The organism is Gemmiger qucibialis (assembly GCF_027689445.1).
Taxonomy (GTDB): Bacteria; Bacillota; Clostridia; order Oscillospirales; family Ruminococcaceae; genus Gemmiger; species Gemmiger qucibialis.
In genome coordinates, this window is sequence record NZ_JAQFEN010000008.1 from 56,568 (window position 1) to 78,743 (window position 22,176).

A 22,176-nucleotide genomic window follows, 5' to 3' on the forward strand; every position below is an offset into this window, starting at 1 on the left:
CCAGTGGCGGAAACAGCGAACCGAAGCAGGGGCAGCGGTCGCAGAGTGCGAGGGGCTTTTGCCCCCCGAAGCACGATGCGGGTACCGCAACCCGACATTATCGAGCATTTTGGCAACGCAGATGCCGTGCCGCAGCTGCCGGAGCGGTGCTTAAGCCGCAAGGCGGGAATTGTGCGGTGTTGCCATAAGCAGCACAACACCTATCGAAAACGTCAGGAAAACAAAGATGCTCCGTAAGGGTGAACAGTGTTCACCAACGGACGTTTGCCATGTGCATGACATAAATATGCGTTGCTATGTCAAGGCGTGGGGCGCACAATGTGCGCCCCTATGCTCCCAACAGAATTTTTAATACACGAAAAATTTCGGGAGAGATTCCGGGCGGCGGCCATACGCCTATGCTTGGAACGGCTGTACTGCGCGGCAAGCCTGCCAAATCTGGCAGGCTTTTTTTGTGCTGTTTGCAGATTGACAAATGTACAACAAACACATATGCTGTTATTAGTGCGCAATGCCTGCGCAACATGGGAAAAGGAGGGTGCTGAATGGCGGGTAAGCGTGATGAAGTGACCATCGCGGAAGTGGCGGAGGCATTGAATATATCAAAAACAACGGTATCACGCGCAATATCCGGCAAGGGCCGCGTGAGCGAGGCTACCCGCGCGCGTGTGTTCGATTATATCGGCAAGGGCCGCCAGGATGCAACTGCGCCGCTGCGCACTGCGCAGCAGGGCCCAACCAACAACCTTGCGCTGGTGATCCCCAAGCATTTTATGCGGCTGGACTTGCCGTTCCTGCGCAAGTGCATGGGCGGTGTGTGGAACATGGCAGCCCAGCGCGGGTATGACCTGCTGCTGTGCTATGCGGGAGAAACCGATGTTGGCCAGCTGGAACGCCAGCTGGAATCCCACAAGGTGGATGGCGTGATTTTGTCCCGTACGATGCTGCACGATGAATGTGTGCAGACTTTGCAGCGCCACAATGTGCCTTTTGTGGCCATTGGCCGCGTGGATGACGATAAGGTGCCCCAGGTGGATAACGACCAGGTAGGAGCGTCTGCCGAGATGACCCGCCTGCTGCTGCAGCTGGGCATGCGCCGCATTGCCTATATGGGCGGCTGCACCGACTATACCGTCAACGCGGACCGGCTGCGCGGCTACCTGCGCGGATTTTCCGACTGTGGGGTGCAGGTGGACCAGAAATTGATTTGGACGGGCATTGAAACCAGCGAACAGCGGATCGATGCATTGGAAGGTGCGCTGGAGCAAAAGCCCGAATGCCTGCTCTGCGCGGACGACAGCATGGCGGTCGCGGTGCTGCAGGAGCTGCGCGCCCGGCACATCAAGGTACCGGAACAGGTGAAACTGGCCAGCTTTTATGATAGTGAGCTGTTGACCAGCTCAACCCCGCAGATCTCGGCCGCTCAGTTTGACGGCGAGCGCCTGGGCGCCACGGCATGCCGGATGCTGCTGGATATTTTGGCGGGCAAGCAAATCGCATTGCGCCAGATGCAGGGATATCAGGTGATTTTGCGCGAGTCCACAAAATAGACAATATTACCAATATTGTAAAATATGATGATTGATACAGCCTTTCCTGCGCGCACAGCATGTGCACCGGGAAAGGCTGATTGTTGTTAAAAAGCCTGTACTAAAGTTGCGCAGCGTTGCGTATACAAAATTCGACATTGTTACAAAAGTGTAACAGACTGTGAAAAATGCACAAGAAAATATGGTAAAACATGTTGGTTATGAACATTGACACTGAAAATAGAATCGTGTATTCTTAAGTCGTGAAACAAAGTTGCGCAACGATAATGCGCAACCTTGAGAAGCTTGTGATATAGCAGATGAAGGAGAATGATTATGAAAAAGCAACTCGCACTTGCAACAGCTGCCTTGATGGCACTGTCCCTGGCAGCATGCGGCAACACCGCAACTGCCTCTTCCGCTGCAGAGTCTACCAGCACTGCAGCTTCCAGCGAAGCCGCCTCCACCGACAGCACCGCAGCTGACGATGGTGACGTTCTGCAGCAGGCTGCAGCCGCTGCTTTCGCCAACGACGTTACCCTGACCATGTGGGGCGCCGAGGAAGACCAGGAACTGCTGCGCACCATCGCTGATAACTTTATCAAAGAATACGGCAATTACGGCGGCAAGATCACCATCAACCTGGGCGCTCAGTCCGAAAAGGAGGCTAAGGATACCGTCCTGACCGACCCCACCGCCGCTGCTGACGTTTACGCATTTGCTGATGACCAGCTGAACGAGCTGGTTCAGGCAGGTGCCCTGCAGGAAGTTCAGCTGAACGCTGACGACATCAAGAGCCGCAACACTGCAGCTTCTGTTGACGCTGCAACCCTGAACGGCAAGCTGTATGCTTACCCCCTGACCGCTGATAACGGATACTTCATGTTCTATGATAAGTCCTTCTTCACCGAGGATGACGTCAAGAGCCTTGACACGATGCTGGAGAAGGCAGCCGACGCAGGCAAGAAAGTCTCGATGGACGTTGCTAACGGCTGGTACCTGTACAGCTTCTATGCTGGCGCTGGCCTGAACCTGAGCCTGGCTGATGACGGCGTGAACACTGTCTGCAACTGGAACGAAGCACCGGGTGCTGATGTTACCCAGGCTGTCATTGATATCTGCAAGAACCCCGGCTTCATTGCCCTGAAGGACGAAGAGTTCACCGGCAAGCTGAAGGACGGCACCCTGGTTGCCGGCGTTAACGGTACCTGGCGTGCAAACGACGCTGCTGAAGTTTGGGGCGACAACTACGCCGCCTGCAAGCTGCCCACCTACACCCTGAACGGTGAGCAGGTCCAGATGGCTTCCTTCTCCGGCTTCAAACTGATCGGTGTCAACCCCCACAGCTCTAACGTTGGTGCTGCCATGCTGCTGGCTGATTACGTTACCAACGAAGAGAACGAGACCCTCCGCTTCCAGCAGCGTGCACAGGGCCCCTCCAACACCAATGCTCTGGCAGCCGCTTCTTCTCCGGCTCTGACCGCTGTTGTTGCTCAGTCTGAGTACGCTAACCTGCAGCGCGTCGGCGGCAACTACTGGGCTTCTGCTGAAACCCTCGGCCAGATCTGTGTCAACGGCAACCCCGATGGCAAGGATACCCAGACCCTGATTGAAGATGCTGTTGCTGGCATCACCGCACCGGTTACCCAGTAATTGTTAAGACGAAAAAAGCTGCATTGATACACTAAAACAACGGCCCACAAACGGTCCGGAACGGTTGCCGGGCACGTGTGGGCCGCTTGGCGTAACCGCGTTGGAAAGGAGAGATTCCTGTGGCAAAATCCGCTGCTGCGGCCCTGCACACGGAACCAAAGGAACCCAATTTTTTGCAGAAATTTGGTCATGACTTTGTGCACGGCGATATCTTTACCAAACTATCCTTCTTTGTATGGGGTCTGGGCTACATTGGCCACGGCCAGCTGATGAAGGCGCTTCTGGTCACATTTGTACAGGGTTTTGCGCTGTATTTCCTGGCATTCTTTGGCGTACCCAACCTGGCAAAGTTCGGCACCCTTGGCACCGTAAAAATGGAGATGGTGTTCGATGTTGCCACGATGAAAAACGTTGTAAACGATTACGATAATTCGTTTGAGATCCTGCTGATGAGCATGATCTCCTTTATCGTGATCGCGGCACTGATCGCGGCGGCCATGATGGTGGTATCTTCCAACTATCAGCTGCAGAAGATCCGTGAAGCTGGCAAAAAGACCAACAACTTTGTGCAGGACATCAACGTTTACCTGAACGAAAAGTTCTATGTGACCCTGCTCACCCTGCCGGTTCTGGGCGTTGTGGTGTTCACCATTGTGCCGCTGTTCATCCTGATCGCCGTTGCGTTCACCAACTATGACCAGCAGCACATGCCGCCCAATGAACTGTTTACCTGGGTTGGGCTGAACAACTTCTTTACCCTGTTTGGCGGCGGCGGAATGACCTCCACGTTTGGTTATTCCTTTGCCAAGGTTTTAACCTGGACGTTGGTTTGGGCATTCTTTGCCACCTTTACCAACTTCTTTGGCGGCATTTTGATGGCAATGTTCATCAACGACAAAAAGACCAAGTTCCCCAAGTTCTGGCGTACCCTGTTCATGGTGACCATTGCGGTGCCGCAGTTCGTTACGCTGCTTCTGGTGCGTAACTTCTTCTCCAACAACGGCATTTTCAACACCATGATGCGCAATGCCGGTGTGACGGGCTTTTTGCAGAACATTGGTCTGGTAGACAAGGGCCTTTCTTACATTCCGTTCCTGACCCAGCCGGGCTGGGCCATGTTTACCATCATCATGATCAATATCTGGATCGGCGTGCCGTACCAGATGCTGATCGCTACCGGCGTGCTGATGAACATTCCCGCTGACATGATCGAGGCCGCCCGCATTGACGGCGCCAACCCGGTGCAGATGTTCTTCCGCATCAAGCTGCCCTACCTGCTCAGCGTGCAGGGTCCCTCTCTGGTAACGGATTTCGTCAAGAACGTCAACAACTTCAACGTCATTTACCTGCTCACGCAGGACGTGTTTGTAACCCAGAACCAGGCCCTTGCACAGTCCAACGCAAAGGAAGTTGACCTGCTGGTTACCTGGCTGTTCCGCTTGACGCAGGATTACTACAACTACAAGATGGCTGCCGTGCTGGGCATTATGGTGTTCATTGTGTGCGCCGTGTTTACGGTTGTATGCTTCCACTTTATCAATAAGAAGGAGGCGATGTTCTCTTGAGTACCACTGCTGTACCCTCTGCCGCTGTGCAAAAGCAGCTCAAGCAGGGCAAAGTGAAAAAAGGCATCTTCTCCGTCATCCGCCATCTGGTGCTGGCGCTGCTGGCTTTTATCTGGCTGGTACCCATCGCCTGGCTGCTGCTGACCTCGTTCTCCACCGATAAGGGCATCAACTTTACCCGCTTTGTGCCGGAAAACTTTACCATGTGGAACTACGTCAGCATTATGACACAGCCGGACTCTGTTGCACAGTTCCCGCGCTGGTTCATGAACACCCTGGTTGTGGCATGCTTTAACTGTGTGATCTCCACCTGCTTTGTGTTGATGGTGGCTTACGCCATAAGCTGCTGCCGCTTCAAGGGCCGCAAGCTGCTGCAGAACTTGTCCGTTACCGTCAACCTGTTCCCCGGCGTTCTGGCCATGATCGCTGTGTACTTTGTTTTGAAGTACATGAACCTGACCAACTCTTACGCCGGTCTGATCATGGTATACGCGGGCTCTTCCGGCCTGGGCTACCTGATCTGTAAGGGCTTTTTTGATACGGTGCCTGTGGCACTGCGTGAGGCCGCCAAGCTGGACGGCGCTTCGGAAGCGCGCATCTTCTTCCAGATCGTCATCCCGATGTCCCGCCCGATCCTGGTGTACACCATTATCAACTCCTTCCTGACGCCGTGGACCGACTTTGTTGTGGCAAAGATGATCCTGAACTCCGGCGTTTCGACGGACTGGACGGTGGCAATCGGCCTGTACAACATGCTGCAAAAGGCTTTGGTCAACAGCTACTTCTCCCGTTTCTGCGCAGGCGGTGTTTTGGTGGCTATCCCCATCTCCATCCTGTTTGTCATCATGCAGAAGTTCTATGTTGAGGGCATTACCTCCGGTGCAGCAAAGGGCTAAACCTTTGCATCAACTGCACATGGCACAATAGTTGCAGAATCTACTATAATTAGGAATTGGAAATCAGGAATGAGGAATTTCGGTGCAGACCGCCAGTTCCGTCTTTCGGGTTTCCGATTCCTAATTTTTGTTTTATGTTTTACAGTGTAGAGGAAAGGGAATCCACGATGAACTTTATCACCAAAGCCCCTGTGATGCTGTGCGGCGGCGATTATAACCCGGATCAATGGCTGGACCGCCCGGATATTCTTGAAGCGGACATCCGCATGATGAAAAAGGCCGGAATGAACAGCGTTACGCTGGGTGTGTTTGCCTGGGCAGCATATGAGCCGCGCGAGGGGGAATATAACTTTACTTGGCTGCGCGAAATCATGGATCGACTGTATGACCAGGGCATTTATACCGAGCTGGCAACGCCCACTGGTGCAAAGCCCAACTGGCTGGCACGCAAATACCCCGAAGTGCTGCGCGTGCAGTCCAACGGTGTGCGGGACCACCAGGGCATGCGCCACAACCACTGCCTGACCAGCCCCATCTACCGCCAGAAGGTAGAGGAGCTGCTGAACCACCTGATCGACGCTGTGGGCGACCACCCCGGCCTGATCTTGTGGCACATTTCCAATGAGCTGGGCGGCGAATGCTACTGCCCGCTGTGCCAAGAGCGCTTCCGCGGCTGGCTGAAAGAAAAGTATCATACCATTGATGCCCTGAACCATGCCTGGTGGACTAGCTTCTGGAGCCACCACTACGACAGCTTTGACGAGGTGGAGCCGCCGTTTGATAACGGGGAGCAGAGCCTGAACGGCCTGAAGCTGGACTGGCGGCGCTTTACCACCTGGAACATGATGGACTATGTACACAGCGAAACGGCGATCCTGCGCAAGCGAACCCCCAATGTGCCCATTACCACGAACCTGATGGAGTACTTCCCCGGATTGGACTACCACAAGCTGCAAAGAGAGCTGGATTTTGTCTGCTGGGACAGTTACCCCCATTGGGGGCGCCCCGACCGCAGCACCACCGTGACGGCGGGCATGACGGCGTTTGATCATGCGCTGATCCGCGGCTGCAAGCCGGACAAGCCGTTCCTGCTGATGGAAAGCACCCCCAGCCTGGTGAACTGGCACGAGTATAATAAGCTCAAGCGCCCCGGCGTGAACCGGATGAGCGCTATCCAGACAGTGGCCTGTGGTGCGGACGGCGTGCAGTACTTCCAGTGGCGCAAGGGCCGCGGCGGCTCTGAGCAGTTCCACGGCGCGGTTGTGGACCACGATGGCCGCGATGATACCCGCGTGTTCAACGAAGTGACCGCCACCAACGAAGCCCTGGCCGCCCTGACCCCGGTGTGCGGCAGCCTGCCCAAAGCGGACGCGGCCATGATCTTTGACTGGGACAACCGCTGGGCGCTGGATGACGCCTGGGGCATGCAGATCAAGCAGAAGAATCTGCGCGAAACCTGCTGCCAGCTGTACGCCCAGCTGAACCACTGCGGTGTGGAAACCGACGTTGTGGGCGTGGATGCAGACCTGAACCGCTATAAGCTGGTGGTGCTGCCCATGCTGTTTATGACCAAGCCTGGTTTTGCACAAAAGATCCGCGAATATGTGGAAAACGGCGGCACCGTTGTGGCCACCTATCTGCTGAGCTATGTGGATGAAAGCACCCTGTGTTGGCTGGGCGGGTTCCCCGGTGACGGCCTGCGCGAAGTGTTTGGCGTGACCGCAAGCGAACTGGACACCCTGTACCCCGGCGAGGGCAACCGTGCCATCTGGGTCAAGAGCAGCCAGCAGAGCAGCATCAAGGATTACTGCGAACTGTTGCAGCCTGCCGAGGGTACCGAGGTGGTGGCTGTGTATGGACAGGATTTCTATTCCGGCCATGCGGCTGTGACCCACCATGTGTTCGGCAAGGGGCACGCTTATTACATCGGTGCGCGCCTGGATGATGCCGGCAACGCCGCTGTGCTGCGTGCAGCTTTGGCCGATGCCAAGGTGCACCTGCGTGACCTGCCGCAGGGTGTGGAATACCACTGCCGCGAAAGCGAGAACGCGCGCTACCATTTCTACATCAACACCACCCAGAGCGCAGTTAAGGTGCAGGTGGAATCCGGTGCAGACCTGTTGAGCGGCAAAAACGTTTTGGGCAGCATGGAGCTGAAACCCTATGATGCCTGCGCAATTGAGGAAAAAGTGAAATAAGAAAAACGCCATGCTTTCCGAAGAAAGCATGGCGTTTTTTAGTTAGGAGTTAGGAATTGGAGGTGGGGAAAGGGAGCGGCGAGGTTGGTTTGAGCAGATGTTTTGTGGTGCCAGAACGGTCAAGACCGTTCCCTACAGCGCAATTTATTATGCATTGCGGACATAAAATAACCGGTAGGGCGGGGTCACCCGACCCCGCCGGGAACATTGCAACGTTGAGCATTGGAAATTTGCAACGAAGCAATAAACGCTTGTAGGGGGCGGCGTCTCCGACGCCCCGGACGGGCGTAAAATTTACTGAGCATTTGTTGGTAATTACATGGTAGGGCGAGGCCTCCGAAATGCATCTGCGGACACAGAGCCCTCTGGCCGCCGGGGTGGCGGACAATGTAAATATTTAGGCCCTGCTTAAGGAACCACCCTTCAGTCCGCAGCGCGGACAGCTTCCCTCAAGGGAAGCCAAATCGTGTTGTAGGTAGCAGCAAAAGTAAGAATGGTATTCTCCTCATGCTTTCGGAACGGTCAAGACCGTTCCCTACAGTGCATTTTATAATGTGCGGCAATATTTATGGTGCACCCCCACCCGTAGGGGCGCACAATGTGCGCCCGCTGCGCTGAAGGGGAACTGCTCCTTTTTAGGCCGTGCGTATCTCTCAAATATACTTATCCAACATATCCTGCAAAGCCTGCTTGGGCAGGAAACCGACGCTGCGGGCGGATTCCTGGCCGTTTTTCAGTACGACCAGGCAGGGGATGCTGGAAATGCCGTATTCGGTGGCAAGCTGGCGGTTTTCGTCCACATCAATGCTGTAAAATGCGGCTTTGCTGCCAACTTCATCGGCAAGCTCATGCAGGACCGGGGCAAGCATCTGGCAGGGACCGCACCAGGTTGCAGAAAAATCCAGAACGGCCACGCCCTGTGCTTTGGCCTGGGAAAGATCATTATTGCTGATTTTGGTAACCATAAAAAGGTTCCCTCCTTTAATTATGACTGTAAAGCAGCGTGTTCCGCTGCTGTTTGCCGGACATGGTTATGGCGTATCTACACCATAGTATGGGCCGGGAGGGGGAAAGACATTCCCTTACTGCTGATTGTACACAGTTTGGGCTGCTTTGTCAACAAGAAAAAGACTGAATCTTAATTTTGACATAAAATTACTATAACAAGTAAGGCAAATTAAGACGAAAAGCAGATACAGGATAAAACAAAGCCACCCGCTCTGCGCAGGGATCCCCTGCACAGAACGGGTGGCAACTTTGTTGGAAGGTAATCAGCGGTTGTATTTTGCAGTAGCCTGCAGGCGCTGCATGGCACGGTTCAGGGCAATCTTGCTCTGGTAATACTCGTGCATGCTCTGCTTGTGCTGCAAGCGTTCCTCGGCGCGGATGCGGGCGGCCTCGGCACGGTTCTTATCGATATCCTCTGGGCGCTCGGCGCTGTCGACCAGCAGCACAACGTAAGCGGGGGTCACTTCGGCAATGCCATCGCCCACCAGTACGTTGCGGGTTTCGCCGTTCACGGTGAACTGCATGATGCCCATTTCCAGGGCAACCAGCACCGGGCTGTGTCCGGCCTGTACGCCGTACTGGCCGTCAGCGGTGGGCAGGGTCAGGCTTTCGCACTCGCCCTGGAAAAACTCGCCGCTGCTGGCCGTGATGTTCAGAACGAACTTTTCCATCAGGCTACACCGCCCTTTTCGGCAGCCTTCTTGCGAGCATCGTCCAGCGTGCCCACGTTGAAGAACGCCCATTCGGGCAGATCATCGACCTGACCGTCCACGATGGCGGCAAAGCCCTTGACAGTTTCGGCCAGGGGCACATATTTGCCCGGCAGGCCGGTAAAGTTCTCGGCAACGAAGAACGGCTGGGACAGGAATTTCTGGATTTTGCGGGCGCGGGCAACGGTCAGCTTATCGTTGTCGTCCAGTTCGTCCATGCCAAGGATGGCGATAATGTCCTGCAGTTCCTGGTAGCGCTGCAAGGTAGCCTGTACCTTGCGGGCCACGCGATAATGTTCCTCGCCCACAATGTCCGCTTCCAGGATGCGGCTGGTGGAATCCAGCGGATCCACGGCGGGGTAGATACCCTGTTCCACGATCTTACGGGACAGAACGGTAGTGGCATCCAGGTGGGCAAAGGTGGTGGCCGGGGCGGGGTCGGTCAGGTCGTCGGCAGGCACATAAACGGCCTGAACCGAGGTGATGGACCCATCACGGGTGGAAGTGATACGCTCCTGCAGGGCACCCAGCTCGTTGGCCAGCGTGGGCTGGTAACCAACGGCGGAGGGCATACGGCCCATCAGGGCGGAAACTTCGGAGCCGGCCTGCACAAAACGGAAGATGTTGTCAATAAACAGCAGCACGTCCTTGTGGCTTTCCTCGCGGAAGTATTCTGCCATGGTCAGGCCGGTTTCGGCAACGCGCATACGGGCTCCCGGCGGTTCGTTCATCTGGCCGAAGATCAGGGCGGTCTTGTTCAGAACGCCGGAAGCGTTCATTTCGCCCCAAAGGTCACAGCCCTCACGGCTGCGCTCGCCAACGCCGGTAAAGATGGAGTAGCCGCCGTGCTCGGTGGCTACGTTGTGGATCAGCTCCTGGATCAGCACGGTTTTGCCAACACCGGCGCCGCCAAACAGGCCGATCTTGCCGCCCTTGGCATACGGTGCCAGCAGGTCAATGACCTTGATGCCGGTTTCCAGAATTTCGGTTGCAGGTTTCTGGTCCTCAAAGCCGGGGGCCTTGCGATGGATGGGCCAGGTAGGGACGTCTGCGGCCATGGGGCCTTTGCCGTCAATGGGGCGGCCCAGGGGGTCAAACATGCGGCCCAGGGTGGCTTCGCCCACCGGGGCAGTCAGGCCGTGGCCCAGTGCGTTCACGGTCATCCCCTTGCCAAGACCCTCGCTGGCAGAAAGCATAATGCAGCGAACGGTGGTTTCGTTCACATGCTGCGTTACTTCCATCGTGCGCTCGGTGCCCTCAGCGGTCACTGTCAGCGCTTCCTGCAGGGCAGGCAGCTTGCCCTCGGTGAACTGAACGTCCACCACGGGGCCTGCTACACGAATAATTGTTCCCTGTGTCATACGATAGCCTCTTCCTTAATTTCAGAAGTAGATAAATGTTTGAATATTGTATCCCGATAGGGGATACAGTGCAAAAAGTTTAATAGTCGCTGGTTTGCACAGCAGAAGCACCGCCGATGATCTCGGTGATCTCCTGGGTGATTGCACCCTGGCGGGTGCGGTTATACTCCAGCTGGAGCGCGTGAATCATATCGGTGGCGCTCTTGGTGGCGGAATCCATGGCGGTCATGCGGGCGCTCTGCTCGGCGCAATAGCTCTCGGTCATGGCACCGAAGATCATGCCGTGCATGTAGATGGGGGCCATCTGCTTGAACACCGACCACGCATCGGGGAACAGCTCAACCTCGCCATGGGGATCGCCCAGTGCGGGCGGCAGCGGCGCAAAGTGGGAGCGTTCCAGCGGCAGCAGCTGCAGCATGACCGGTTCAGCGGTCAGGGCGTTCTGGATCTTGGTGTAGATGAGGTAAACCTCATCCACCTCATCCGCCTTGAACGTATCGATCATGTCCGCCGTGATGTCACGCGCGCGCTGCAATGTGGGGGCCTGGCCGCTGTACAGAAAATCTTCCACCAGGCGGGGGTCCTTGTGCAGCAGGGCGCGGTAGCCGGTCTGGCCCACCACATAAAAGCGGGCCTTGGGGTCATCGCCGCAGTGCGATTTCAGAAACTTGAGCAGGTTCTGGTTGTACGCACCGGCCATGCCTTTGTCCGCCGTCAGCACCAGATAGGCGCGGCGCGGAGATTCCGGGTTGCGGGTGTGGAAGAACGGGTGGACCGGTTCTTCCGGCAGGTGGGGCAGCACGCGGGTCATCGTCATCTGCATGCGCTCAAAGTAAGGCGAAACCGCCTGGTAATTTTTGCGTGCCTTGCGCAGCTTGGAGGAGGAGATCAGGTACATGGCATTGGTGATCTTCATGGTGTCCTGAATGCTCTCAATACGCTCCTTGAGCAGCTTAGTGGATGGCATGGGCATCGCCTCCCGCAAATGCGTTCCAGGCGTTCAGGATGGTCTGCACCTGTTCGGGGCTGAGCTTACCGGAAGCCTGGATCTCGTCCATCACGCCGGACGGGTCCGTACGGAACTGACGCACAAATGCGGAGGTTTTCTGGCGCAGCTCGCCGGTTTTGATCTCGTCGAGCACGCCGTGGGCGGCGAGGGTCAGCAAAACGACCTGCTCGGCGTCGGATTTGGGCTGGTACAGCGGCTGTTTCAGCAGTTCCATCAAAGCCTTGCCGTGTTCCAGCTGGCGGCGGGTCTCAGCGTCCAGGTCAGAGCTGAACTGCGAGAAGGATTCCATATCCTTGTACTGGGCCAGCTCGATACGCAGGTTGGCGTTGGCCTTTTTCATGGCCTTGGTCTGGGCAGCGCCGCCGACACGGGAAACCGACAAGCCAACGTTGACAGCCGGGCGGTTGCCTGCGTTGAACAGTGCGGTCTCCAGGAAGATCTGGCCATCGGTGATGGAAATAACGTTGGTGGGAATGTAGGCGGAAACATCGCCTGCCTGGGTTTCAACAATGGGCAGTGCGGTGATGGAACCGCCGCCCAGGTCGTCCCGCATACGGCAGGAACGTTCCAGCAGACGGGAATGCAGGTAGAAAACGTCGCCGGGGTAAGCCTCACGGCCGGGGGAGCGGCGCAGCAGCAGGGAAATGGCACGGTATGCCACGGCGTGCTTGGAAAGGTCGTCATAGACGATCAGCACGCTCTTGCCCTGGGCCATAAAATATTCGGCCAGTGCGGTGCCGGCATACGGGGCAATGTACTGCAGGGGGGCGCTGTCGCTGGCGGTGGCGGCCACAATGGTGGTGTAGCCCATAGCGCCATGCTTTTTCAGGTCCTCGGCCACGCGGGCAATGGAGGAAGCCTTCTGCCCGATGGCAACGTAGATGCAGAGCACACCGGTATCTTTCTGGTTCAGGATGGTATCGGTGGCGATGGAGGTCTTGCCGGTCTGGCGGTCGCCGATGATCAACTCACGCTGGCCACGGCCGATGGGGAACATTGAGTCGATGGACAGAATGCCGGTGTGCAGCGGGGTGTCCACGCTCTGGCGCTCCAGAATGCCGGGGGCCTGCTTCTCGATGGGGTTGTAACCAACGGCTTCGATGGCACCCTTGCCGTCGATGGGCTCGCCCAGCGGGTTGATGACGCGGCCCAGGAAAGCTTCGCCGACGGGGATACCGGCGCGCTTGCCGGTACGGGTCACCAGGGTGCCCACGCCGACGGATTCGGCACCATCAAACAGCATAATGCCCAGGTGGGAAGGCTCAACACTTTCCACCATGCCCTTGGCACCGTTTTCAAAGGTGACAATCTCGCCGTACACGGCGCGGTCCATGCCTTCAACGGTAACAATGCCGTCGGCAGCGGACACAACCGTGCCTCCCTCGGCGGTGTTGGCGGCGGGCTTGTAATCCTCCACGCGGGTCTTCAGGGTGGCCAGGTCGGGCTTGTCGCCGGTCATCTGGTCCAGGGCATGGCGGCCGGAGTTATCAAACACACGGTCGCCCACCTGCAATACATAGCCGGAAAGCAGGCTTTCATCCACGCTGACATCCAGCAGGACTTCGGTTGCATCGTACAGGGATTTCAGCTCGGCCTTGATCTTATCAAGGTCCTGTTCCCGCGGCTGGCGGGCGCAGTGCAGGTCGGCCTTTACAATGCGGTTGGCGGAGAAAAACTCGCGGCTGAATTCACTTGCCATTGCTGTCCCCCGCTTTCTGCAGCAGGTCATCCAGCAGGCGTGCATCGTCCTGCTGCGTCAGGTTGCGCGCCAGCAGCTTTTCACACATATCGCGGGCCAGGGCGGAAGTTTCAGCATTGGCATCGCGCAGGCGGCGGGCATGCTCTGCTTCGGCAGCGGCTTTGCCTTCGGCCACAATCGCATCTGCCTGGCGCTGGGCGTCCTGCAAAAGCTGCTCTTTCTCTTTTTCAGCCTGCTTTTCGTAGGCTTCGCGGCGCTGGGCAGCTTCGGTATCCACATTCTGCAGTTTATCCTGCGCCTGTGCCAAAACAGCCTGTGCGTCGTTCTTTTTGCCTTCTGCATCGGCGATCGCATCATCGATCTGCTTCTGGCGCTGCTCAATCACGTTCATAACGGGACGATACAAAAACTTGCGCAGCAGAACAAACAGAACCAGAATGTTGACGACCGTCCACAGAATATTCAAATTCAGTGTCAGCATCGTTTATGCCTCCGTTATCAGCCCAGGAACAGGATGATGAGCAGGGCAACAACGAAGCCGAAAATGGCGGTGCCTTCTGCCAGGGCGGCGCCCAGCAGCAGGTTCTTGCTGATCTTGCTTTCAGCTTCCGGCTGGCGGCTGATGGCCTCCGCTGCCTTACCGGTTGCAATGCCAATGCCGATGCCGGCGCCAATGCCGGTCAGTGCTGCGATGCCAGCGCCCAAAGCTACCAAACTTGCCATAATAAATTACTCCTTTTTATAATAATGTAAAAGTGGGAAAGAAAACGCAGGTCATTCCATCGTTTCTTTCATGAACAGGGAGGTCAGGAAGACAAACACATAGGTTTGGATCAGACCGTCAAACAAATCAAAATACAGGCTGAAAATTGCGGGGACAAAAACCGGAACCACCAGTTTGATAAGTTCCATGATGACAAATGCGCCCAGAACGTTGCCGAACAAACGCATGCACAGGCTGGTGGGCCGGATGGCGATTTCCAGAATGTTCATGGGGGTCATCAGGGCAATGGGTTCCGCCAGGCTGTGTACAAATCGCTTGCCGCCCTTTGCATGGATGCCGGAATATTCGATCAGCACAATGCTCATAATAGCCAGCGCTGCGGTAACATTCAGGTCCTTTGTGGGGGGCTTGAGACCAATGATGCCGATCAGGTTGGAGCAGGCAATGTACAGTGCAACCGTGATCAGGTACGGCACATACTGTTTGCCGGCTTCGCCCAGCAGATCTTTGAAGAAGTTATCCATGGTTACCACAGCGGTTTCCAGGATGGCCTGGCGCTTGCTGATATGATTGACCTTGAGATTGCGTGTGAGCAAAATCGAAACGATCACCAAAAACGCCATGATGCCCCAGCTTACCGCGATGGATTCCGGGATGTCGATGCCGCCAAAAATGGGAAGGGTAAACGCCGTATCAACGTTAAGCTCCTCTTTTAAGGCGGCGGTCAGTTCGTTCATTATTCCGCCTCCTCTGGCCAGCGGGGCAGCTTGTGCGCCGGGCTGGCTTTATGTTTTGAATTTATCTGATAAAAAGCGCACCAAGGAGAAAAACAGAAGGGGGAAACGGCGATGTTCCGCTTCCGCACCCTCCTTGCTGCGTTCTTTATGCCGCCATAATACCACCATTCCCCGCCATTTGTAAGTCCCTTGCCGCACATTCTGCCTTTTGGATATTCCGTGATTCTGACAGATTAAAAATACTGTGTATGATGCACAATAAAGCACACTGAAAATTGAGCTAATTGCCGAATTTAATGACCAAAAATGCGGAAAAGTTCTTGATTTCAAACAAATCTTGCGGTTCTGTGCGGTTTTGATGGTGAGGGAAAGGAACGGTGTTTGTGCAAAACTGCCAAGGAGCGGAAATTCAGGCGATGCGCTCCGCGCCAAGGGCGGTTTCGGATGCAAAGCGGGTAGCCGCCAGCTTTTCCAGTGTGGCAAGCCGCACGCAGATGGTAAACAGCCGGGCCGCAGGTTCGATCTCCTCGGCGCTGGCAAAGCTGGGGGCAATACGGATGTTGCTGTCCTGCGGGTCGCGGCCATAGGGCCAGGTGGAACCGGCGGGGGTGAATTTGACACCGGCCCGGCGGCAAAGCTCCACCGTGCGGGCCGCGCAGCCCGGCATGGTATCGAAGGAAAGGAAGTAGCCGCCGCGGGGTTCCGTCCAGCTGGCAATGCCGCTGCCGTCCAGTTCCTCGCGGAAAATGGAGATGACCTGCTCGAACTTGGGGCGCAGCAGGCGGGCATGGCGTGCCATATGGGCTTCAATGCCGCTTTCATTGCGGAAAAAACGTGCCTGGCGCAGCTGGTTGAGCTTATCGGGGCCGATGGTGGCAAACTTCCACACTTTGCGCAGATCGATCAGGTTGGCGGAACTTGCCGCCACGCCGCTGATGCCTGCACCGGGGAAGGAAACCTTGCTGGTGGAGCAGAACTCATACACCATATCCGGGTGCCCGGCATTGGCGCAGGCGGACAGGATGTCTGGCAGGACGGCCGGGGCGTTGGGGTAAAGGTCATGCACGCAGTAGGCGTTATCCCAGAAAATGCGGAAATCCGGCGCTGCGGGTTGCAGGTGGGCAAAGCGCTCCACCACCATGGGGCTGAACACAATGCCGGTGGGGTTCTGGTACTTGGGTACGCACCAGATGCCTTTGATGGAAGCATCCCGCTGGACCAGGTCTTCGATCATGTCCATATCGGGGCCATCATTGTGCATGGGGATGGGGATTAGCTGGAAGCCGAAATGCTCCGTCATGGCAAAATGGCGGTCATAACCCGGCACGGGGCAAAGGAACTTGCGGTCCTTGACCTGCACCCACGGCTCTGCGCCCAGAAGGCCGTCCAGCATGGCGTGGCTGAGGATATCGAACATCATGGTCAGGCTGCTGTTGCCGCCCACCATGACCTGCTCCGGCCGCGCGCCGATCATACCGGCCAGCAGGGCTTTTGCTTCGGGAATGCCGTCCAGCCCGCCGTAATTGCGGCAGTCGGTGCCATCCTCACTGTCCAGCACGCTGCGGGAGTTCAGTTCACCCAGCATGCGCTGCGAAAGTGCCAGCTGCTCCGGCGCAGGCTTTCCGCGGGAAAGATCCAGCTGCAGGCCCTGCTGTTCGTACTCTTGGTAGCGCTGGCACAGACGGTGGTATTCCCGCTGCATTTCTTTTTTTGTCATATCCTGATACTGCATGGTGTCATCCTTCCTGGGCAATACCGGCAGGGCCGCTTGCTTACCTGGTGTAGCTGAAAACGAAGAAAATGACGAAGATTTCGCAAATGTGCGATGGATTCGAGGCAAAAAGCCGCAGGAATCCTTTGTGGATTCCAAGGATTTTTAACGCGGAATCCGGCTGCGTTTCTAAATTTTCGACGTTTCAGGTACACCCTGGGGGGAGTATGCACGAACCCTGCCGGTATGCCTTGTTTTCTGGAACGGTTTGTATTATACTGTCGGAAAACACATTTGTAAAATATATGTTTCGCATGCAAAATATTTGTATTTGATATGGCAAAACGCAGGAAAAGAGGAAAAACTGTGAATGTAAACTATGAATATTACCGCTTATTTTACTATGTCTGCAAATATCACAGTATAACCCGCGCGGCCAATGTGCTGCGCATGAGCCAGCCCAATGTGACCCGCGCCCTGAACCGGCTGGAGGAACAGCTGGGCTGCAAGCTGCTGGTGCGCAGCACCCGCGGCGTGACGATGACGCCGGAGGGCGAGGTGCTGTTTGCCCACGTGGAAATCGCCCAGGAGCAGCTGCAGGCGGGGGAAAGCGAGCTGGCGGGCATTACCGCGCTGGAAAGCGGTGCGCTGACCATTAGCGCCAGCGAGACCGCTTTGAATGTGTTTTTGCTGGATAAGCTGCGGGAATTCCACCGGCGTTACCCCGGCGTGCGGCTGCGCATTGCCAACCATTCCACCCCGCAGGCCATCCGTGCGCTGGGGCGCGGGCTGGTGGATCTTTGTGTGATCACCACCCCGGCCCGGTTGGAATCCACGATGCGCCGTACCCTGCTGATGCCGTTCCAGGAAATTCTGATTGCCGGCAGGGACTTTGAATTTTTGCAGGGCCGCCGCTGGGCGCTGAAAGAACTGCAGCAATACCCTCTGATCTGCCTGGGCAGCGAGACGATGACCTATGCGTTCTATAACCAGTTTTACTTAAGCAACAATCTTGTTTTGCAGCCGGATACTGAGGCCGCTACCACCGACCAGGTGGTGCCGCTGGTCAAAAGCGGGCTGGGGCTGGGGTATGTGCCGCAGAATTTTGCCAAGGACGCCCTGGCCGCGGGGGATGTGTTTGCCATCCAGTTGAAAGAGGAAATCCCCACCCGTCATGTTGTGCTGGTGCAGGATGGCGGCCGTGTTCCCAACGCAGCTGCGCGCGAATTTGCCCGGATGCTGAACAGCAGCGTTACGCAGCAGAATGCACCATAAGCAGACAAAATTGTGCACCGACACCAGAAAATTAAAAATATCTGCGTCTGTTTTTGTGAAAGGTGATTGACAACTGCCGTGCGGAACCGTATGATAAAAGTGGAACTTTGCCCGGTGCAGCGGGAACCATACGGTGCGCCGGATTCCGCGCAGAGGGACAGAAAATAATAGGAGGGATTGTTTTGAAACAATGGCTGAAAGACGCAGTTTTTTACGAAATTTACCCCCAAAGCTTTTATGATACCAACGGGGATGGCATCGGCGATCTGAAGGGGATTATCGAAAAGCTGGATTACATCAAAGAGCTGGGGTGCAACGCCCTTTGGATCAACCCCTGCTTTGATTCCCCGTTCAAGGACGCCGGGTATGATGTGCGCGATTATAAGCTGATTGCCCCCCGCTATGGCACCAACGCGGATGCCAAAGCGTTGTTTGAAGCAGCTCATGCCAAGGGCATCCATGTGCTGCTGGACCTGGTGCCCGGCCATACCAGCGAGGAACACGCATGGTTTAAGGAGAGCAGCAAGCCGGAAAAGAATGAGTATTCCGACCGCTATATCTGGACAGACTCCTGCTTTAGCGCCGGTGACGGTATGCCGTTCATTGGCGGCGAGACCGACCGCAACGGTACTTATATTTTGAACTTCTTCAAGTGCCAGCCTGCTTTGAACTATGGTTACGGCAAGTGCCGCGAAAAGTGGCAAATGCCCACCGACGCCCCCGGCCCGCGCGCAACGGTGGAAGCCGTGAAGGATGTGATGCGCTTTTGGCTGGATATGGGCTGCGATGGTTTCCGTGTGGATATGGCATCCAGCCTGGTCAAGAATGATACCCACCACAAAAAGTATACCTGTGCCATCTGGCGCGATATTGCCGCTATGCTGGACAAGGAATACCCCGAAGCCGCTTTGTTGAGCGAATGGAACCAGCCGCGTCAGTCCCTGAAAAACGGCTTTGATATGGACTTTATGCTGGAATGGCAGGGCAATGGCTACAGCTGGCTGATGCGCAATTATGATGGCGCAATAGATTCTGACCCGCATAACATCGGCAAGGCGTATTTCTGTGCGGATTCCGGCACGGGTATTGACAAGTTCCTGGATGACTGGCTGCCCAGCTACAAGGCGACCCGCAAGGACGGCCTGTACTGCTTGATTACCTGCAACCATGATACCATCCGCCCCTCCGCCGGTTTGACCCCGGATGAGCTGAAAATTGCTTACGCCATGCTGTTTACCCTGCCCGGTGCACCGTTTGTGTATTATGGCGATGAGATCGGCATGCGCTATCTGCCGCTGCCCACCAAGGAGGGCGGCTATTTCCGCACCGGTTCCCGCACCCCCATGCAGTGGGATAACAGCGCCAACAAGGGATTTTCTACCGCCGCAGCCGACAAGCTGTACCTGCCGGTGGACGATACTGCGGACGCCCCCACCGTGGCTGCCCAGCAGGCAGACCCTGACAGCCTGTGGCATACCGTGCAGGGGGTGCTGAACTTCCGCCACAGCCACCGGGATCTGGATTCCGATGCGCCGTTCCATGTGCGGTTTGCCCCCAAGGCAAAGGGCAGCTACCGCCCGTTTGCCTGGGAGCGCGGCAAGCTGATCTGCGCGGTGAACCCCGCCCGCGAGGAAGCAGAACTGCCCCTGAAGCTGGAAGACGGTACCCGCGTGCTGCATGTGATCGGCAAAGCCGAAGTGAAGGGCGATGAGCTGGTGCTGGGTGCACAGAGCTTTGCAATTTTGGGGTAAGCAGAATAGATTGCAAACGCAAATGTTAAGGCAACACCGCATAATTCTAAGTGCCGATACGGCGAGCGAGGTGCGGCAGCTGCTAGGCCAAAAGCGCAGATAATACTGGATGCTGCAAAGGTGAGCGCCGCCAGTGGCGGAAACAGCGAACCGAAGCAGGGGCAGCGGTCGCAGAGTGCGAGGGGCTTTTGCCCCCGAAGCACGATGCGGGTACCGCAACCCGACATTATCGAGCATTTTGGCAACGCAGATGCCGTGCCGCAGCCGTCGGAGCGGTGCTTAAGCCGTAAGGCGGAAATTGTGCGGTGTTGCCTTAAATAGAATCATATAAAGCACTGCCCCGGCGGGACAAGATATCCCGCCGGGGCAGTGTTTTTTATGGAAGAATGATGATACGCTTCAGATCACATTGTATTCTTTCAGCAGTTTTTCAATTTCGGTGCCCTCCAGCTTCTTCAAAGCTTCTTTCAGGGCCAGTTTCTGCACAACGTTCATCTCCATATCGGTGACCTTTTTGCCGTCGCGCAGTTTTACGGTGGCATCCAGCAGGTCGCGGATATCATATACGCTGCCCCAGACCTCCGGTACGCCGCGGTCAACGTTCAGCAGGGTGTAAACCGCTTCCATGCCGGTGCGGATGGAATACTCGGTGGTAAAGATGGTATCGCGCTTGGTCTCGGCAAACTGGCCGATGAAAGCGAAATTCACAGCGCCTTCGGGCACAACATCCGGGCGGTCGCCAGCAGCGCGCGGCATAAAGAAAGCGTCGATATACGGCATCATGCAGGGCACGGTGTTGGCACTGTTGGCAGCCAGATCCTCGATCTGGTCAACTGGTACACCAATGTGGTACAGCCATTCCTGGCAGATCTCCTCGCCGGTGCATTCGCGCATGGGCTTCTTGACGTAATCGCCGGGCTTATCACTGAACAGACTGTACACCCAAACGCAGAGCTGGTCCTTGGGCTGGTCGCGGAACTGCTGCTGGCGGTTCAGGGTCCAGCTGAGCAGCCAGCTGGAATCCTTGACGGAGACAATGCCGCCGGTGACGACCTTGCCGGTGAAGGGATCGCGCTTGCAGATCTTTTTGATATAGGGCACAATGCGCTGGTCCAGCGTGGTGATGGTGGCGCTCATCCAGTTGCTCAGCTCCGGGTCATAGCAGAACTTGTCCGGGTGGCCGAAGCTGGGGTCCTGGGCGGCGATCTTGCGCCACAGATCCCAGCCGCCGCCTTCCTTCAGATCAAACTTGAGGGGGGCAACGGTGGTCTGGCTGCCAATGGTGGAGTTTTCGACACAGCCGCCGTTGGTGATGAACACGAGGTCGTTCTCGGTCAGGTCAATGCACTCTTCGTGGCCGTCGCGCAGAGTATCAATGCGGGTGGCCTGCTTTTTGCCGTTGGCGCAGTCAAAGGCAACGTTGGTCACCTTGACGCCGTAATGGAACTGCACGCCATAGCTTTCCAGGTACTTGACCATGGGCAGAATCATCGACTCATACTGGTTGTAGCGGGTGAAGCGCAGCGCCGTAAAGTCGGGCAGGCCGCCGATGTGGTGGATGTAGCGCTGAAGGTAGCGCTTCATCTCCAGGGCGCTGTGCCAGTTCTCAAAGGCGAACATGGTGCGCCAGTACAGCCAGAAGTTGGTGTTCAGGACTTCGTCATCAAAGAAGTCGGTGATCTTTTTATCGTACAACTGCTCGTCCGGGGTCATGAACAGCTTCAAAATCTCCATGGCACCCTTGTCAGACAGGCCGAACTTGCCATCGGTGTGGGCATCCTCGCCGCAGTTGACGGTGGCGCGGCACAGGCTGTAGTTGGGATCGTGCTTGTTCAGCCAGTAATACTCGTCCAGCACGGTGACGTTCTCATCCTCAATGGAGGGGATGGAGCGGAACAAATCCCACATGCACTCGAAGTGGTTGTCCATCTCACGGCCGCCGCGCATAACGTAACCGATGTCCTGGTACTTGTAGCCATCGCAGGCACCACCGGGGATGGGGTCCTTTTCCAGCACATGGATGTGCTCGCCCTTCATCTGGCCGTCACGCACCATAAAGCATGCGGCGGACAGCGCGGCCAGGCCGCTGCCGATAAGGTAGGCACTCTTGTGGTCAACGCCCTCCGGTTTTTCGGGACGGGCAAAAGCTTCATAGTTACCGCTGGAATAATACATAAAAAAGCCTCCTTGCGTTGGTTTGTTTATCTGTGGTGTTCCTTTTGGAATATCTATAGTATAACCAGCGGAGGCGGGGTTCACAATCAGCAAAACAGCCGCCGTGATTAAATTTTTATCACGGCGGCTGTTTTGTATAAAATTTGAAGTTTTTGTTACAGGGGCGGGAAAACAG

At 56.3% G+C, this 22,176-nt stretch carries 19 protein-coding genes; 8 read left to right on the forward strand and 11 right to left on the reverse strand.

Features of this window, described 5'->3' with window-relative positions:
• Positions 1–75 precede the first annotated feature (75 nt).
• From PG062_RS11675 to PG062_RS11700, 6 genes are all read left to right on the forward strand, one after another.
• Complete coding sequence (locus tag PG062_RS11675) at positions 76–237, forward strand: hypothetical protein (protein ID WP_270752420.1); 162 nt, start codon at positions 76–78, stop codon at positions 235–237.
• 308 nt (positions 238–545) lie between these two features.
• Entirely contained in the window at positions 546–1,550 is a 1,005-nt protein-coding gene (locus tag PG062_RS11680) for a LacI family DNA-binding transcriptional regulator (RefSeq protein WP_270752421.1), read from the forward strand.
• Positions 1,551–1,865: 315 nt separating this feature from the next.
• Positions 1,866–3,182 (forward strand): extracellular solute-binding protein, encoded by a 1,317-nt coding sequence (locus tag PG062_RS11685; protein WP_270752422.1) that lies wholly within the window; start codon positions 1,866–1,868, stop codon positions 3,180–3,182.
• Positions 3,183–3,301: 119 nt separating this feature from the next.
• Positions 3,302–4,747 (forward strand): carbohydrate ABC transporter permease, encoded by a 1,446-nt coding sequence (locus PG062_RS11690; protein WP_270752423.1) that lies wholly within the window; start codon positions 3,302–3,304, stop codon positions 4,745–4,747.
• Complete coding sequence (locus tag PG062_RS11695; protein ID WP_333559420.1) at positions 4,744–5,643, forward strand: sugar ABC transporter permease; 900 nt, start codon at positions 4,744–4,746, stop codon at positions 5,641–5,643. The genes PG062_RS11690 and PG062_RS11695 overlap by 4 nt, the downstream gene beginning before the upstream one ends.
• Positions 5,644–5,777: 134 nt before the next feature.
• The gene (locus PG062_RS11700; protein WP_270752424.1) at positions 5,778–7,841 is read left to right on the forward strand and encodes a beta-galactosidase; all 2,064 of its coding nucleotides are present in this window, start codon (positions 5,778–5,780) and stop codon (positions 7,839–7,841) included.
• A 653-nt stretch (positions 7,842–8,494) separates the two neighbouring features.
• Here the strand turns inward: PG062_RS11700 and trxA are convergent.
• The 10 genes from trxA to PG062_RS11750 form a co-directional block, all read right to left on the reverse strand.
• Entirely contained in the window at positions 8,495–8,806 is a 312-nt protein-coding gene (gene trxA / locus PG062_RS11705) for a thioredoxin (RefSeq protein ID WP_270752425.1), read from the reverse strand.
• 306 nt (positions 8,807–9,112) lie between these two features.
• Positions 9,113–9,520, reverse strand: coding sequence for an ATP synthase F1 subunit epsilon (gene atpC / locus PG062_RS11710; protein WP_270752426.1), 408 nt, complete (start codon positions 9,518–9,520; stop codon positions 9,113–9,115).
• Positions 9,520–10,920, reverse strand: a complete 1,401-nt coding sequence (atpD, locus tag PG062_RS11715) for a F0F1 ATP synthase subunit beta (protein WP_114000549.1) — start codon at positions 10,918–10,920, stop codon at positions 9,520–9,522. The genes atpC and atpD overlap by 1 nt, the downstream gene beginning before the upstream one ends.
• Before the next feature lie 79 nt (positions 10,921–10,999).
• Positions 11,000–11,887, reverse strand: a complete 888-nt coding sequence (gene atpG / locus PG062_RS11720; RefSeq protein ID WP_270752427.1) for an ATP synthase F1 subunit gamma — start codon at positions 11,885–11,887, stop codon at positions 11,000–11,002.
• Entirely contained in the window at positions 11,874–13,628 is a 1,755-nt protein-coding gene (gene atpA / locus PG062_RS11725) for a F0F1 ATP synthase subunit alpha (protein ID WP_114000547.1), read from the reverse strand. Before atpA ends, atpG begins: the two co-directional genes overlap by 14 nt.
• The gene (atpF, locus tag PG062_RS11730) at positions 13,618–14,109 is read right to left on the reverse strand and encodes a F0F1 ATP synthase subunit B (protein WP_114000546.1); all 492 of its coding nucleotides are present in this window, start codon (positions 14,107–14,109) and stop codon (positions 13,618–13,620) included. Before atpF ends, atpA begins: the two co-directional genes overlap by 11 nt.
• Positions 14,110–14,126: 17 nt before the next feature.
• The gene (gene atpE, locus PG062_RS11735) at positions 14,127–14,351 is read right to left on the reverse strand and encodes an ATP synthase F0 subunit C (RefSeq protein WP_114000545.1); all 225 of its coding nucleotides are present in this window, start codon (positions 14,349–14,351) and stop codon (positions 14,127–14,129) included.
• 51 nt (positions 14,352–14,402) lie between these two features.
• On the reverse strand, positions 14,403–15,089 hold the full coding sequence (locus PG062_RS11740; RefSeq protein ID WP_114000544.1) for a F0F1 ATP synthase subunit A: 687 nt from the start codon (positions 15,087–15,089) through the stop codon (positions 14,403–14,405).
• 48 nt (positions 15,090–15,137) lie between these two features.
• Positions 15,138–15,521 (reverse strand): hypothetical protein, encoded by a 384-nt coding sequence (locus PG062_RS11745; RefSeq protein ID WP_270752428.1) that lies wholly within the window; start codon positions 15,519–15,521, stop codon positions 15,138–15,140.
• Entirely contained in the window at positions 15,499–16,821 is a 1,323-nt protein-coding gene (locus PG062_RS11750) for an aspartate aminotransferase type Ic (RefSeq protein WP_270752429.1), read from the reverse strand. Before PG062_RS11750 ends, PG062_RS11745 begins: the two co-directional genes overlap by 23 nt.
• A 345-nt stretch (positions 16,822–17,166) precedes the next feature.
• Here PG062_RS11750 and PG062_RS11755 point away from each other — a divergent pair, with 345 nt between their 5' ends.
• Positions 17,167–18,075: a LysR family transcriptional regulator gene (locus tag PG062_RS11755; RefSeq protein ID WP_270752430.1), complete on the forward strand. Its 909-nt coding sequence runs from the start codon at positions 17,167–17,169 to the stop codon at positions 18,073–18,075.
• 182 nt (positions 18,076–18,257) lie between these two features.
• Entirely contained in the window at positions 18,258–19,826 is a 1,569-nt protein-coding gene (locus tag PG062_RS11760) for an alpha-amylase family glycosyl hydrolase (RefSeq protein WP_270752431.1), read from the forward strand.
• 399 nt (positions 19,827–20,225) lie between these two features.
• Here PG062_RS11760 and PG062_RS11765 read toward each other — a convergent pair whose 3' ends face one another.
• Positions 20,226–22,001 carry an oleate hydratase gene (locus tag PG062_RS11765; protein ID WP_114001258.1) on the reverse strand — a complete coding sequence of 592 codons (1,776 nt, stop codon included), beginning with the start codon at positions 21,999–22,001 and terminating at the stop codon, positions 20,226–20,228.
• Positions 22,002–22,176: the final 175 nt, after the last annotated feature.